Annotated in this window: 14 protein-coding genes; 9 read left to right on the top strand and 5 right to left on the bottom strand. The window is 68.7% G+C overall.

The features are described 5' to 3' along the window. Positions 1-87: 87 nt before the first annotated feature. Together nucS and IEY60_RS34180 are read left to right on the top strand one after the other, a co-directional pair. Positions 88-831: an endonuclease NucS gene (nucS, locus tag IEY60_RS34175; RefSeq protein WP_189034692.1), complete on the top strand. Its 744-nt coding sequence runs from the start codon at positions 88-90 to the stop codon at positions 829-831. Between the two features lie 10 nt (positions 832-841). Beyond that, the gene (locus IEY60_RS34180; RefSeq protein WP_189034693.1) at positions 842-1132 is read left to right on the top strand and encodes an Rv1322 family protein; all 291 of its coding nucleotides are present in this window, start codon (positions 842-844) and stop codon (positions 1130-1132) included. 99 nt (positions 1133-1231) lie between these two features. On the opposite strand, the gene IEY60_RS34185 is transcribed toward IEY60_RS34180, so the two are convergent. Next, positions 1232-2239, bottom strand: coding sequence for a coiled-coil domain-containing protein (locus IEY60_RS34185; RefSeq protein WP_189034694.1), 1008 nt, complete (start codon positions 2237-2239; stop codon positions 1232-1234). Positions 2240-2325: 86 nt separating this feature from the next. Next, on the bottom strand, positions 2326-2787 hold the full coding sequence (mce, locus tag IEY60_RS34190; RefSeq protein WP_189034695.1) for a methylmalonyl-CoA epimerase: 462 nt from the start codon (positions 2785-2787) through the stop codon (positions 2326-2328). 133 nt (positions 2788-2920) lie between these two features. Between mce and IEY60_RS34195 the strand changes: the two genes are divergently transcribed. From IEY60_RS34195 to IEY60_RS34215, 5 genes are all read left to right on the top strand, one after another. After that, positions 2921-4105 (top strand): acetyl-CoA C-acetyltransferase, encoded by a 1185-nt coding sequence (locus IEY60_RS34195; protein WP_189034696.1) that lies wholly within the window; start codon positions 2921-2923, stop codon positions 4103-4105. A 94-nt stretch (positions 4106-4199) separates the two neighbouring features. Further along, positions 4200-4577 carry a DUF3817 domain-containing protein gene (locus IEY60_RS34200; protein ID WP_189034697.1) on the top strand — a complete coding sequence of 126 codons (378 nt, stop codon included), beginning with the start codon at positions 4200-4202 and terminating at the stop codon, positions 4575-4577. Between the two features lie 61 nt (positions 4578-4638). Beyond that, the gene (locus tag IEY60_RS34205) at positions 4639-5496 is read left to right on the top strand and encodes a tetratricopeptide repeat protein (protein ID WP_189034749.1); all 858 of its coding nucleotides are present in this window, start codon (positions 4639-4641) and stop codon (positions 5494-5496) included. Positions 5497-5604: 108 nt separating this feature from the next. Then, complete coding sequence (locus tag IEY60_RS34210) at positions 5605-6690, top strand: class I SAM-dependent methyltransferase (RefSeq protein WP_189034698.1); 1086 nt, start codon at positions 5605-5607, stop codon at positions 6688-6690. A gap of 14 nt (positions 6691-6704) precedes the next feature. Further along, positions 6705-7097, top strand: coding sequence for a nitroreductase/quinone reductase family protein (locus IEY60_RS34215; RefSeq protein ID WP_189034699.1), 393 nt, complete (start codon positions 6705-6707; stop codon positions 7095-7097). Positions 7098-7099: 2 nt separating this feature from the next. Here the strand turns inward: IEY60_RS34215 and glgB are convergent, their stop codons facing one another. The 3 genes from glgB to IEY60_RS34230 all read right to left on the bottom strand — a co-directional run bounded on the left by glgB (position 7100) and on the right by IEY60_RS34230 (position 11929). Then, complete coding sequence (glgB, locus tag IEY60_RS34220) at positions 7100-9256, bottom strand: 1,4-alpha-glucan branching protein GlgB (protein WP_189034700.1); 2157 nt, start codon at positions 9254-9256, stop codon at positions 7100-7102. Then, positions 9256-11256 (bottom strand): alpha-1,4-glucan--maltose-1-phosphate maltosyltransferase, encoded by a 2001-nt coding sequence (locus tag IEY60_RS34225; RefSeq protein WP_189034701.1) that lies wholly within the window; start codon positions 11254-11256, stop codon positions 9256-9258. Before IEY60_RS34225 ends, glgB begins: the two co-directional genes overlap by 1 nt. Before the next feature lie 82 nt (positions 11257-11338). Next, positions 11339-11929 carry a TetR/AcrR family transcriptional regulator gene (locus tag IEY60_RS34230; RefSeq protein WP_189034702.1) on the bottom strand — a complete coding sequence of 197 codons (591 nt, stop codon included), beginning with the start codon at positions 11927-11929 and terminating at the stop codon, positions 11339-11341. 80 nt (positions 11930-12009) lie between these two features. Here IEY60_RS34230 and IEY60_RS34235 point away from each other — a divergent pair, with 80 nt between their 5' ends. Then, complete coding sequence (locus tag IEY60_RS34235) at positions 12010-12462, top strand: VOC family protein (protein WP_189034703.1); 453 nt, start codon at positions 12010-12012, stop codon at positions 12460-12462. Between the two features lie 145 nt (positions 12463-12607). Then, positions 12608-15178 carry an alpha-glucan family phosphorylase gene (gene glgP / locus IEY60_RS34240; RefSeq protein WP_189034704.1) on the top strand — a complete coding sequence of 857 codons (2571 nt, stop codon included), beginning with the start codon at positions 12608-12610 and terminating at the stop codon, positions 15176-15178. Positions 15179-15268 lie beyond the last annotated feature (90 nt).

Raw genomic sequence — 15268 nt, forward strand, 5'->3', positions numbered from 1 at the left:
ACCGCCGGAACATCATTGCGAAAGGCCCTCCAACCTATGGTTGGAGGGCCTTTTTGCGTTCCCGGAACCGTCACCTACAGTGCTTGGGTGCGCCTTGTCATTGCTCGTTGCCAGGTCGACTACGTCGGCCGACTGACCGCCCACCTTCCGATGGCTCGCCGATTGCTGCTGATCAAGGCCGACGGCTCGGTGCTCGTGCACTCCGATGGCGGCTCGTACAAGCCGCTGAACTGGATGAGCCCGCCGTGCTGGCTGGAGGAGCGCGATATCGCGACCCTGGTCCCCGCGGAGCTGCCCAACGGTGTGACGCCGCTGCGGGAGGGCAAGACGGCGCTGCCGGACACCATCAAGGCGCTGTGGGTGGTGACCAACAAGGCCGGCGAGGAACTGCGCATCACCATCGAGGACATCGAGCACGACTCCTCGCACGAACTCGGCGTCGATCCGGGCCTGGTCAAGGACGGCGTGGAAGCGCATCTGCAGGAACTGCTCGCCGAACACGTGACGAAGCTGGGCGAGGGGTACACCCTCATCCGGCGCGAATACATGACCGCCATCGGTCCCGTTGACCTGCTGTGCCGCGACGCCGACGGCGCGACGGTGGCGGTGGAGATCAAGCGGCGCGGTGAGATCGACGGCGTCGAACAGCTCACCCGCTACCTGGAACTGCTCAATCGCGATCCGCTGCTTGCCCCGGTCGCCGGCGTGTTCGCCGCCCAGCAGATCAAGCCGCAGGCGCGCACGCTCGCCGAGGACCGGGGGATCCGCTGCCTCACGCTCGATTACGACGAGCTGCGTGGCACGGAGAGCAACGTTTTCCGCCTCTTCTAGGCTGGGAACCATGCCGCGACGTAAACCACGCTCCGGGCGACGTAGCGATCCGGTGCCCATCGGGGACGTGTACGGGCGCACCGAGGACGGGCCCGGCGACGAAACCTACATCGTCCGAACGGTTCCCGGTGCCAGGGCGGTCAAGACCTATCGGTGCCCCGGTTGCGATCACGAGATCGCCCCCGGCGTCGCCCATATCGTCGCCTGGGCCGCCGAGGGCGGCGAGGACGACCGCAGGCACTGGCATCAGGGATGCTGGAACGGCAGGCGAACCCGCGGCATCACCCGCCGCTGGTCCTGAACCGCAAGACGACGAAAACCGAAGGCCGCCTCGAACATTCGAGGCGGCCTTCGGTTCTTCAACTATCGGGGTGGAGCCGATGTCGTCGCAGGTCCGACGTCAGTTGCTGATGTCGGCGTTCTCGCGGTCCTCGTCGACGATGTCGGAGTCGTCATCGGCGACCTCGGGGATGGCCTTGGTCTGGCGCGAGCCGGACACGGACTTGTTGTTGCCGTTGTTGCTGATGGACTTGCGCTCGGGGGCGCCGTCGAGCAGCTCGCTCTCCCGGTTGACCGCCGCGAGCATGGCGGGCACCGAATCGAGCTGACCGCGGATACCGAGCAGCTGGGCCAGGACGCGGCCGCGCAGCACGCGCATCTCCTCGGCCAGTTCCTTCGCGTGCGCGATCTTGCGCTCGGAGGTCTGGGTGGCGGAGCTGATGAGGCGGTTCGACTCATCGGTCGCGTCCTTGATCCGCTGGGCGGCCTCGGCGCGACTGGTGGCCTCGAGCTCCTCCATGGCACGAGTCAGCTTGGTGCGCCGATCGTTCATGGTGGCCTCGAAGTCCTGCTGGGTGGCCTTGCGCTTGGCCTCGGCCTCCTTACCGAGACGTTCCACATCGGCCTGGGCGGCCTCGATGATCTTGGCGGACTCGGTGCGCGCGTTCGCGAGGGTCTGCTCGAACTCGATCTCGAGCGCCTCGCGCTTCTCCTTGGTCTCCGCGAGCAGCGACTCGTACTTGCCACGCATCTCGGTGGCCTGCTGCTCGGCGATCGACACCATCTCGGCGGCCTCGGCCTGCGCCAGCGCGCGGACCTCGGACGCTTCGTCCGAGGCGAGGCGCAGCATGCGCGAGATACGGTCGGACATTCCTTCGGCGGTGGTCGGCGGCACGGAAAGCCGGTCGACCTCCTTGCGGAGCTCGTCGATCTCGTCCCGCGCGTCTTCCAGCTGGCTGGCGAGATTCCGGGCCTGCGCGGCGGCAGCATCCCGGTCGGTGGCGGTGACGCGAAGCTCGGCGTCGAAGCGGTCGAAGTAGTTGCGCACCTCGTCTTGCGCATAACCCTTGCGCACAACGGTGAAGGGCAGTGCAACGAAGCGATTGCGATCGGACTCAGGTGACGACATGGCACACAAAATACAGCCTCGAGCGAGCGTATGGAGACTCGACCGTGATTGTGATCTCGCCGAGATTTACCAACCGTATCCGCCTACTAGTGCGTAACATTCGGGTTCGGCTCGACGAGCTCGACCAGCACACCGCCAGCATCCTTCGGATGGATGAAATTGATGCGGGAATCGGCAGTGCCGTGACGAGGCGCTTCGTACAGCAAACGCAGGCCGCGGGCGCGCAGGAAGTCCGAAACGGCCTCGATGTCGGTGACCCGGTAGGCCAGCTGCTGCAGGCCCGGTCCGCTGCGGTCGATGAACTTGGCGATCGTCGACTCCGGGGTCAGCGGGGCCAGCAACTGCAGCGCGGTCGCGCGGTCGGCCGCCGCGGGGCACGACAGCATCGCCTCGACGACGCCCTGGGCCTCGTTGACCTCGCGATGGGTCTCGACCATGCCGAGATTGTCGGTGTACCAGGCGACGGCGGCGTCGAGGTCGGGCACGGCGATGCCCACGTGGTCGACGGCGATGACGTAGTCGGCGGGGATGATGTTGTCGTTGCTCACTCCTCGAAGCTAGCGCGTACCTGCTTGCCGGGTGTGCTCCGATACCGGTTACCGTTGAGTGCAACCCTTGACGTGCACGGCTGAGCGCTGTGTGCATCGCGGCGAGGTTCGACTCAATGAATGCGAGGCTTTCGTGACGACTTCTGTCATCGTGTCCGGTGCGCGTACCCCGGTCGGCAGGCTCCTGGGCGGTCTGAAGGACTTCAAGGCCTCGGATCTGGCCGGTGTGGCCATCAAGGCGGCGCTGGAGAAGGGTGGTGTGGCGCCCGAGCAGGTCGACTACGTCATCCTCGGTCAGGTGCTGCAGGCAGGCGCCGGGCAGCTGCCCGCCCGCCAGGCCGCGATCGCCGCCGGCATCCCGATGGATGTGCCGTCGCTGCTGATCAACAAGGTCTGCCTGTCGGGCATCAACGCGATCGCGCTGGCCGATCAGCTGATCCGCGCCGGCGAGCACGAGATCGTCGTGGCCGGTGGCATGGAGTCGATGAGCCAGACCCCGCACCTGCTGCCCAAGAGCCGTGAGGGCCACAAGTACGGCGACACCACCCTGGTCGACCACATGGCCTACGACGGCCTGCACGACGTGATCACCGATCAGGCGATGGGTCTGCTGACCGAGGACCGCAACGACCTGGACAAGGTCAGCCGCGAGGAGCAGGACGCGCTGGCCGCGGCCTCGCACCAGCGTGCCGCCGCCGCGTGGAAGAACGGTGTGTTCGAGGACGAGGTCGTGCCGGTCGCAGTGCCGCAGCGCAAGGGCGACCCGATCTACGTCACCACCGACGAGGGCATCCGCGCCGACACCACCGTCGAGTCGCTGGGCAAGCTGCGTCCGGCCTTCCGCAAGGACGGCACCGTCACCGCGGGTACCGCCTCGCAGATCTCCGACGGCGCCGCCGCGGTGATCGTGATGAGCAAGGCCAAGGCCGAGGAGCTGGGGCTGGAGTGGATCGCCGAGATCGGCGCCGCCGGTCAGGTCGCCGGTCCGGACTCGACCCTGCAGGACCAGCCGGCCAACGCGATCCTCGCCGCGTGCGCGAAGGAAGGCATCACCCCGGCCGAGCTGGATCTGATCGAGATCAACGAGGCCTTCGCGGCCGTCGGTGTGTCCTCGACCAAGAAGCTGGGCTATGACCCGGAGAAGGTCAACGTCAACGGTGGCGCCATCTCCATCGGCCACCCGCTCGGCATGTCCGGTGCGCGCATCCTGCTGCACCTGGCGCTGGAGCTGAAGCGGCGCGGTGGCGGCGTCGGCGCGGCCGCGCTGTGTGGCGGTGGCGGTCAGGGCGACGCGCTGATCATCCGCGTGCCTGCCTGATTCTGGTCGTCCACTTCGGGCCCCCGCGCTGTCGAGCGCGGGGGCCCGAAGTGTGAGCGGTCCAACTACTACGTGCTGTAGCTCATCCGGCACAATGGCTGGTATGGGTTTCTTCGATCTGCGGTCCACTGCCAGTCGTTTCCGGTTCTTCGCGGTGCTCGAGGCACTGTCGTGGATCGGCCTGCTGACCGGTATGGCGTTCAAGTACATCCCCGCCGAGGGCAACGAGATCGGCGTGAAGATCTTCGGGCCGGTGCACGGCGGCATCTTCGTGCTGTTCGTGATCACCGCGCTGCTGGCCGCGCGCGAGCTCAACTGGAGCTGGAAGACCACCGTGCTGGCGCTGGCGTCGAGCATTCCGCCGCTGTTCACCGTGATCTTCGAGGTCTGGGCGGTGCGCACCGGTCAGCTCGGCGAGCTGAGCACCGGCGCCGCGAAGGGCTCCCCGGCAGCCGCGCCGACGGCTTCGTGACAAACTGGAAACTGTGACTCGACCCGCTGCCCGTCGTCCTTCGCCCGCCGCTGCCGCCGCTATGTCCGGCGCGGTGGATCTGTCCGCGCTGAAGCAGCCGCCCGCCGCTCCCGGCGGTGCGCCTGCGGCCTCGGGGAACCACTCGGTGACCGAGGCGGATTTCGAGACCAAGGTCATCCGGCGCTCGATGCAGGTGCCCGTGGTGGTCGCGCTGTACTCGCAGCGCAGCCCGGGCAGCGTCGAGCTGATCCGCACGCTGGAACGGCTCAATGCCGACGATCGGGGCGCCTGGGATCTGGCCGCCATCGAGGCCGAGCCGAACATGAACATCGTGCAGGCGCTGCGCGTGCAGGGCATTCCCACCGTGATCGCGGTGGCGGGTGGGCAGCCGCTGGCCGACTTCGAGGGCGCCCAGCCCGAGGCCCAGGTCCGGCAGTGGCTGGACGCGGTCATGGATGCGACGGCGGGCAAGCTCGAGGGCGACCCCGACGGTCCGGAGCCCGAGGTCGAGGACCCGCGCTTCACCGCCGCCGAGGACGCCCTGGCCGAGGGTGACATCACCGGCGCCGAGGCGGCCTACGAGGCGATCCTGGCCGAGGAACCCGCCAACGAGGAAGCCAAGGCGGCCCTGCGCCAGCTGCGCTTCCTGACCAGGGCCCAGCAGATCGATCCGGCCGTGGTCGCCACCGCCGACGCCGATCCGGCGAATCTGGACGCCGCCCTCGACGCCGCCGACGTGGAACTGCTCGAGCAGCGCCCCGAGGCCGCGTTCGAACGGATCATCGCCGTCATCAAGCGCACCGCGGGCGACGACCGCACCAAGGCGCGCACCCGCCTGCTCGAGCTGTTCGAGCTGTTCGATCAGGCCGAGCCCTTCGTGGTCGCGGCCCGTCGCAAGCTGGCCACCGCGCTGTACTGACGCGCGCCAACCTACTTTGGGACCGTCCCGGCTGAACTGCCGGGACGGCCCCGTCGTATCTCCGGTAGACCCGCGGCACCGGCCGCGAGCTGACCGGAGGAGAACGATATGACCTCACTCGACCATTCGGCCGCGCCGGACCAGGCCGAGGTGGAAGCCTTCGCAGGCACGATGATCGAAATGCTCGACCACGCGAGCACCGCCCTGATGATCAGCATGGGCCACCAGGTCGGGCTGTTCGACACCATGGCCGCCAACCCGGGCGCGACCAGTTCGGACCTCGCCGCGGCGGCCGAGCTGGACGAGCGCTATGTCCGCGAATGGCTCGGCGCCGTCACCACCGCGGGCATCGTGCGCTACGACCCGCCGACCGCCACCTACACCCTGCCGCCCGCGCACGCGGCGAGCCTGACCAGGGCAGCGGGCCCGGACAACCTGGCCAGGATCATGCAGTTCATCGCCCAGCTCGGCGAGGTGGAGCCCAAGATCGTCGAACGGTTCCGGATCGGCGGTGGCCTGTCCTATGACGACTACGCCCATTTCCACGCGCTGATGGCGGAGGAGAGCGCCGAGGTGTTCGACGCCGCGCTGATCGATGTGGTGCTGCCGATGTCGCCCGGGCTGACCGACCGGCTGCTGATGGGGATGGACGTCGCCGATATCGCGTGCGGCAGCGGCCACGCGGTGAACCTGATGGCGCGGGCGTTCCCGGCCAGCCGGTTCCGCGGCTACGACTTCTCCGCCGACGCGATCGCGGCGGGCCGGGCCGAGGCCGAGGCGATGGGCCTGACCAATGTCGAGTTCGTCGTCCAGGATGTCGCGGCGCTGAATGTGCCGGGAACCTGCGATCTGATCACCGTCTTCGACGCGATCCACGACCAGGCGCATCCGGCGCGGGTGCTGGCCAACATCTCCGCCGCGCTGCGCTCCGACGGTGTCTTCCTGATGGTCGACATCCACGCCTCGAGCATGCTCGAGGAGAACATCGACCTGCCGCTCGGCCCGTTCCTGTACGCGATCTCGACGATGCACTGCATGTCGGTGTCGCTGGGGCAGGGTGGCGATGGGCTCGGCACGGTCTGGGGTGAGCAGCGTGCGCTGTCGATGCTCGCCGACGCCGGGTTCACCGACGTGCAGACCCATCATGTCGACGGTGATCCGCTCAACACCTACTACGTCGCGACCAAGGGCTGAGCTACGGTCGAAACATGGGTTCCAAGAAGGATATTCAGCATCGGATCGTGACCGCGTTCCAGCGGCCGCTCAACCGGGTCGTGCGCAGACTGCCCGGCCATCAGTTGCTCGAGACCACTGGGCGGGTGAGCGGGCAGCCGCGGATCACGCCGATCGGTGGGCGCCGGACCGGAGACCAGTTCTGGCTGGTCTCCGAGTTCGGTGAGCGTTCGCAGTACGTGCGCAACATCATGGCCGACAACCGGGTGCGCGTGCGGCTGCACGGGCGCTGGCACAGCGGCGTCGCCCATCTGGTGCACGACGACGATCCGCGGGCCCGGCTGCGTGCGCTCCCGCGCTACAACAGCGCCGCCGTGCGCGCGGTCGGCACCGACCTGCTGACCATCCGCGTCGACCTCGAGGCCTGAGCTCAGCGCTCGGCGGCCAGCCAGGCCGCGCTGTTCGGGGCCAGGGTGACGGTGGCCGAGGCGGGGCGGCCGTGCCAGGCGGTGTCGTCGGCGGTGACCACACCGAGGTTGCCGACGCCGGAGCCGCCGTATTCCTGGGCGTCGGTATTGAGGATCTCGCGCCAGGAACCGGCGTGCGGCAGGCCGATCCGGTAGTTCTCCCTGGTCGATCCGGAGAAGTTGAAGACACAGGCGACCGCGCTGCCGTCGGAGCCCCAGCGCAGGAACGCGAAGACATTCGCCGCGCTGTCGTCGGCCTCGATCCAGGAGTGCCCGCCGGGGGTGGTGTCCTGGCTCCAGAGCGCCGGATGCGCGGTGTAGGTGCGGTTGAGGTCGGCGACCATCGTTGAAATGCCCTGGTGCAGCGGGTTTTCCAGCTCGTGCCAGTCCAGGCCGCGGTCGTTGTCCCATTCGCGGAACTGGCCGAACTCCTGGCCCATGAACAGCAGTTGCTTGCCGGGGTGTGACCACATGTAGGCGAGCAGGGCGCGCACGCCGCTCGCCTTGGCGAAGTCGTCGCCGGGCATCCGCGTCCACAGCGTGCCCTTGCCGTGCACGACCTCGTCGTGGCTGATCGGCAGCACGTAGTTCTCGCTCCACGCGTAGACCAGCGAGAACGTCATCTCGTTGTGGTGCCAGGACCGGTGGATCGGGTCGCGGCCCAGGTAGCCGAGGGTGTCGTGCATCCAGCCCATGTTCCACTTCATGGTGAAACCGAGGCCGCCGACATCGGTGCCGCGGGTGACGCCGGGCCAGGTGGTCGACTCCTCCGCGACGGTGACGACGCCAGGGTAGGCGCGGTGCACGGTGTCGTTGAGTTCCTGCAGGAAGTCGACGGCTTCCAGGTTCTCCCTGCCGCCGTAGACATTCGGTTCCCAGCCGCCCTCGGGGCGCGAGTAGTCCAGGTAGAGCATGGAGGCGACCGCGTCGACGCGCAGGCCGTCGATGTGGAATTCCTCGATCCAGAACGCGGCGTTGGCGACCAGGAAGTTGCGGACCTCGTTGCGGCCGAAGTCGAAAACGTAGGTGCCCCAGTCGAGTTGCTCGCCGCGGCGCGGGTCGGGATGTTCGTAGAGCGGGGTGCCGTCGAAGCGGGCCAGCGCCCATTCGTCGCGCGGGAAGTGCGCGGGCACCCAGTCCAGCAGCACGCCGATGCCCGCGTTGTGCAGGTGGTCGACGAAGTAGCGGAAGTCGTCGGGACTGCCGAAGCGGGAGGTGGGCGCGTAGTAGGAGGTGACCTGGTAGCCCCACGAGCCGCCGAACGGATGCTCGGCGACCGGCAGCAGTTCGACATGGGTGAAGCCGGTCGTGCGCACGTAGTCGGCGAGCTGGTGGGCCAGTTCGCGGTAGCCGAGGCCGGGACGCCACGACCCGAGGTGCACCTCGTAGACGCTCATGGGGGAGTGGGTGGCGTCGGTGCGCGCGCGGCGGTCCAGCCACGCGCTGTCGGTCCACACGTGATCGGCGCGGCTGACCACCGACGCCGTCGCGGGCGGCACCTCGGTCGAAAAGGCCAGTGGATCGGCGTGATCGACGACGCGCCCGTCGGCGCAGTGCACCCGGTACTTGTAGCGCGTGCCCGGCCCGACGCCGGGCACGAACACCTCCCACACCCCGGACGTGCCGAGCGCGCGCATCGGCGCCGAGCTGCCGCTCCAGTGGTCGAAATCGCCGAAGACGGTGACGCCGCGGGCATTCGGCGCCCACACCGCGAACGAGGTGCCGTCGACATCGCCGTCGAGGGTGGTGTAGTGCCGCGGATGCGCGCCGAGCACCTCCCACAGCCGGGTGTGGCGGCCTTCGCCGATCAGGTGCAGATCGAACTCGCCGACGGTGGGCAGGAAGCGGTAGCCGTCGGCGGCGATGACCGCCGGACCGCCGGGGTATTCGGTGCGCACGCGGTAGTCGTCGATCTGCGGATACGGCAGGACGGCGGCGAATACGCCGTGCCCCAACGACTTCAGCGGATGCTCGGTGGCGCCGACCAGCACGGTCACCGTCTCGGCGTGCGGGCGCAGCACCCGGACCGCGGTGCCGTCGGCGTGCGGGTGCGCGCCGAGGACGGTGTGCGGGTCGGGATGGGTGCCCGCCGCCAGCAGCATCAGGTCGCGGCGCTTCATCAGAATGTCCTGCGATAGGCCAGCGGTGCTCGGGCGGCGGCGGGGACAGCGGGCAAAGCCAGGATGTGCGCGGGGGCGCGGGCGGGGTCCAAGCGCACGAAATTGGTTTGCCCCCAGTGGTATTCCTCGCCGCTGACCTCGTCGAACACCACCGGGTGGTCGTGCCATTCGCGGCCGATCGCGGGCAGGTCCAGCGAGATGTGACCCTGCTCGGCGCCGTACGGGTTCAGGTTCACGATCACCAGCACCGCGTCACCGGAGATCGGATCGAACTTGGAATACGCGAGCAGCGCGTCGTTGTCGATCGAGTGGAAGTGGATGCAGCGCAACTGCTGTAGCGCGGGGTGGGCGCGGCGGATCTCGTTGAGCCGGGTCAGCCACGGTTCCAGCGATTCACCGCGGGCGAGCGCGCCGGCGAAATCGCGGGGCCGCAGTTCGTACTTCTCCGAGTCCAGGTATTCCTCGCTGCCTGGACGCACCGCCTCGTGCTCGAACAGCTCGTAGCCGGAATACACGCCCCACGTGGGGGACAGTGTCGCGGCGAGGACGGCGCGAACGGCGAACATGCCAGGACCGCCGTGCTGCAGGCTCTCGTGCAGGATGTCGGGGGTGTTCACGAACAGGTTCGGCCTTGCCTCGTCGGCCTTGGCGGCCAGCTCGTTGCCGAATTCGGTGAGCTCCCACTTGTACACGCGCCAGGTGAAATACGTGTAGGACTGGCTGAAGCCGCGGCGCGCCAGGCCGTAGAGCCGGGCCGGGCGGGTGAACGCCTCGGACAGGAAGATCACGTCGGGGTCGGTGCGGCGCACCTGCGCGATCAGCCACTCCCAGAAGTCGGCGGGCTTGGTGTGCGGGTTGTCGACGCGGAAGATGGTGACGCCCAAGGCGATCCAGTGCCGCACCACCCGCAGCACCTCGGCGTAGAGGCCGTCGGGATCGTTGTCGAAGTTGACCGGGTAGATGTCCTGGTACTTCTTCGGCGGGTTCTCCGCGAAGGCGATGGTGCCGTCGGGCAGAGTGGTGAACCACTCCGGGTGGGCCTGCACCCACGGGTGGTCCGGTGCGCACTGCAGGGCGAGGTCGAGTGCGACTTCCAGGCCGAGACCCTGTGCGGTGGCGACGAACTCGGTGAAATCGGCCTCGGAGCCGAGCAGGGGATGGATCGCGTCGTGGCCGCCCTCGGCCGAGCCGATGGCCCACGGCGAACCGACATCACCGGGTTCGGTGGTGAGGGTGTTGTTGCGGCCCTTGCGATTGATCTCGCCGACCGGGTGGATCGGCGGCAGGTACACCACGTCGAAACCCATGCCCGCGATGCGGGGGAGTTCGCGGGCGGCGGTCGCGAGGGTGCCGTGCACGGGGTTGCCGTCGGCGTCCCAGCCGCCGGTCGAGCGCGGGAAGAACTCGTACCACGACCCCACCAGTGCGCGGCGGCGCTCCACCAGCACCGAGTGCTGGGCGCCGCGGGTGACCATCTCGCGCAGCGGGGTCGCGCGCAGGATTTCCGCGACCTCCTCGGAGAACGCGGGAGCCACCCGGGCGGGGAGCTGCTCGTCGCTGCGCAGGGCGGTGGCGGCGGCGCGCAGTCGTTCGAACTGCTTCTTCGGGACCAGCTGGGCGGCCCGCTCGAAGAGGGTGGCGCCGATCTCGAGGTCATTGGCCAGATCGGCGGCGCTCTGGCCGACCGCGAGCTTGGCCTCGACGGCCGAACGCCAGGTCGCGATCGGGTCGCTCCAGCCCTCGATGCGGAAGGTCCAGGTGCCGGGGGTGTTCGGGGTGAAGATCGCGTTGAAGACGTCCGGTTCGTAGTCGGGCGTCATCCGGATGCGGGTGATGCGCGAGGAGCCGGGTGCGCGGACGGCCAGCGTCGCGGCCACGGCGTCGTGGCCCTCGCGCCACACGACGGCGCGGACGGGAAACACCTCGCCCACCGCGGCCTTGGCCGGGCGTCCGCCGGGTATCGACGGGGCGATGTCATCGATGGCAATCCGGCCGGTCACCGCACAAACCTACTGCATTTCCGGCGGGCGGGGGCCGCGGCGCCGGGGTGCCACGGGCCCCGTGTCAGCGAGTTTCACGACGTCAGGCGGCGCGCAGGCCCGCGAGGAGCCGGTCGAGCGCGGCGATGGTGTCGGGAAGTGCGTCGGGGTCGGCGGTGGTGGCCAGCCACAGGGCGGCCTCGTTCATCGCGCCGGAGAGCAGCTGGGTCAGCGGGGCGACCGGTTGCCGCGGGAGTATCCCGGCGTCGATCAGTGATTGGAGCGCTTCGTGCAGGTGGCGCTCCGAGTTGGCCTCGTCCATGGCGCGCCATTCGTGCCAGCCGAGCACAGCCGGGCCGTCGATCAGCATGATGCGCTGGACCAGGGGGTCGGCGCAGGCCCGTAGGAACGCGGCGCAGCCGGTGGCCAGCTGTGCCCACGGATCCGGTTCGGCATCCGCGGCGGCGGCTACCTGCGCCCCGACCTGCTCCTGGACCTGCGTCAGCACCGCCTTGAACAGCTCGGCCTTGCTGTCGAAGTGGTGGTACAGCGCCCCCTTGGTGACCCCGGACGCCGCCACGATCTCCGACAAGCCAACGGCCGCATACCCTTTCGCGGCGAACAGCCGCCTGCTCTGCGCCAGCAGCACCCGCCGCGTCTCCTCCCGCTGCTGCGTCCGCGTCGTCGCTGTCATCGCCGTCCTCCCATTGACCTACCGCCGGTATGTGAACTAGCCTACGACACATACCGACGGTATGTGAAAGGGAAATCATCATGGCACTGAGCAGCTTCTACCCGGTCCTCGCCACCACCCAGATCGCCGAATCCCGCGACTTCTACACACGCTGGTTCGGCTTCGAGATCACCTTCGAGGCCGACTGGTACGTCAGCCTGCGCCGCCCCGGCACCGACGGCGAACCCACCTACGAGCTGGCCCTACTCGACCCAACCCACCCGACCATCCCCGCCGGCTACGGCAAACCGGTCCAGGGCATCGTCCTGAACTTCGAAGTCGACAACGTCGACACGGAGTGGGAACGGCTCGTGGTAACCGGCGGCCTGAAGGCAGAACTCGAACTGCGCACCGAAGACTTCGGCCAACGCCACTTCATCATCACCGACCCCTCCGGCGTCCTGATCGACGTCATCACCGAAGTCCCACCCACCCTGGAATTCGCCCCCCAGTTCACCCAGGAGACCGACACCCCGACCGCCGCAACCAACTGATCACACAAGAACATGGGTAACTCCCCAACCGCCTCCCAGTCCTCCCGCGCACAACGCAGCCCCGACTGCCAACAGCCGAGCTACCGGACGACGCGCTGAATTCACGGATAGGCGGCACAGCGGAACAGTCGGTACTGTTTGCCGGGTGAAGGCACTTCGTCGGTTCACTGTCCGTGCCCATCTGCCGGAGCGGCTCGCCGCACTGGGCGAGTTGTCGACGAACCTGCGGTGGTCGTGGCACGGCCCCACGCAGGATCTGTTCGCCGAACTCGACCCGCGGCTGTGGCGCGTCGTCGGCCAGGACCCGGTGCGGATGCTGGGGGAGGTGCCCGCCGAACGGCTCGACGAGCTCGCCGCCGATCCCGCGTACACCGCCCGCGTCGACGCGGCCGCCGCCGGTCTGCAGGAGTACCTGACCCGGCCGCGCTGGTTCCAGGAGCAGACCGGAACCGCCGTGGCCGGTATCGCCTATTTCTCGATGGAGTTCGGCGTCACCGAGGTGCTGCCGAACTATTCCGGTGGTCTGGGCATCCTCGCCGGCGATCACCTCAAAGCCGCGTCCGATCTGGGGCTTCCGCTGATCGGGGTCGGGCTGCTGTATCGCTCCGGGTATTTCCGGCAGTCGCTGTCGGCCGACGGCTGGCAGATGGAGCACTATCCGGCGCTGGATCCGCAGGGTCTGCCGTTGCGGTTGCTCACCAGCGACGGGTCGCCGGTGCTGATCCATGTCGGCATGCCGGAGGGCAGGGTGCTGCGGGCCAGGGTGTGGATCGCCCAGGTCGGCCGGATTCCGTTGCTGCTGCTCGATTCCGATATCGCCGAGAACGATCCGGAATTGCGCGCGGTCACCGACCGGCTCTACGGCGGCGACCAGGATCACCGGATCAAGCAGGAGATCCTGGCTGGTATCGGCGGTGTCCGCGCGGTGCGCGCCTACACCCGCGCCAACGGCCTGCCCGATCCCGATGTCTTCCATATGAACGAGGGCCACGCCGGTTTCCTCGGGGTCGAGCGCATCCGCGAATTCGTCGCGGACGGACTGGATTTCGACACCGCGCTGGCCGCGGTGCGGGCGGGCACCGTCTTCACCACGCACACCCCGGTGCCCGCGGGCATCGACCGGTTCCCGATGCCGCTGGTGCGCCGCTACTTCGGTGGCGCGCACGGCGAATCCGAATCCGCTTTGCTGCCAGGGCTTTCCATCGACCGGATTCTCGCCTTCGGGCGCGAGTCCGATCCGTCGGTGTTCAACATGGCGCACATGGGTCTGCGGATGGCGCAGCGCGCCAACGGTGTCTCGAAGCTGCACGGCGAGGTCAGCCGGGAGATGTTCGCCGGGCTGTGGCCGGGATTCGACGCGTCCGAGGTGCCGATCGGCTCGGTCACCAACGGCGTGCACGCACCGACCTGGGCGGCGCGGGAGTGGATCGACAAGGCCCGCGAGCTCGTCGGCCCCGAACTGGTCGAGGAGGCGCGGGGCTGGGAGAAGCTCAGTGATGTCGACCTCGGGCAGCTGTGGTCGACGCGAAACACCTTGCGCGGCGTGCTGATCGACGAGGTGCGACGCAGGCTGCGTGACTCCTGGCACCAGCGTGGCGCGGCCGACGCCGAGCTGGGCTGGATCGACGACGTCTTCGACCCGAATGTGCTCACCGTCGGCTTCGCCCGCCGCGTGCCGACCTACAAGCGCCTCACTCTGATGCTGCGCGACCCCGAACGGCTGCGTGCGCTGCTGCTCGATCCCGAGCGTCCGGTGCAGCTGGTGGTCGCGGGCAAGAGTCACCCCGCCGACGACGGCGGCAAGGCGCTGATCCAGCAGGTCGTGCGCTTCGCCGACGACCCCGCGGTGCGGCACCGCATCGTCTTCCTGCCCGACTACGACATGTCGATGGCCCGCTACCTGTACTGGGGTTGCGATGTGTGGCTGAACAATCCGCTGCGCCCGCTCGAGGCGTGCGGCACCTCCGGCATGAAGTCCGCGCTCAACGGCGGGCTCAACCTGTCCATCCGCGACGGCTGGTGGGACGAGATGTACGACGGCGAGAACGGCTGGGGCATCCCCACCGCCGACGGCGTCCGCGACGAGCACCGCCGCGACGATCTCGAGGCCTCGGCGCTGTACGAACTCGTCGAACGCACCGTCGCGCCCCGCTTCTACGATCGCGACGCCGCCGGTGTCCCGGTCCGCTGGACCGAGATGGTGCGCCACACCTTGCAGACCACGAGCCCGCAGGTGCTGGCCTCGCGCATGGTGCGCGACTACGCCGAGCGGTACTACGGTCCCGCCGCCGCGGCGTTCGGCCGGGCCGCCGCCGACAAGTTCGCCGGCGCCACGCAGGTCGCCGAGTACCGCAAGCGGGTCGACGCGGCGTGGCCGTCGGTGCGGGTCGTGCAGGTCGACAGCTCCGGTCTGCCCGACACCCCGGTGATCGGCGCGGAACTGTCGCTGCACGCGCGCGTCGAACTCGGCGGGCTCGCGCCCTCGGATGTCGTGGTGCAGGCCGTGCTCGGGCGGGTGTCGCCGACCGACGACCTGTCCGACACCACCGTCATCGAGATGGCGCACGCCGGCACCGACGACGGCACCCACCTGTATTCCATGCAGTCCCCAGTGCCGCTGTCCGGTGCGGTCGGCTACACCGTGCGGGTGCTGCCGCACAACGCGCTGCTCGCCTCCGACGCCGAGTTGGGGCTGGTGGCCGTAGCGGGGGCGTGACCTGCACCGCGGCGGGTGCGGTGAGTTCTTCGATTCAGTGAACTTTCCGCTACCGTTCCTGGGTCATTCTTCTTTTGAAACGCGGACTGG

The organism is Nocardia rhizosphaerihabitans (assembly GCF_014646295.1).
Lineage (GTDB): Bacteria > Actinomycetota > Actinomycetes > Mycobacteriales > Mycobacteriaceae > Nocardia > Nocardia rhizosphaerihabitans.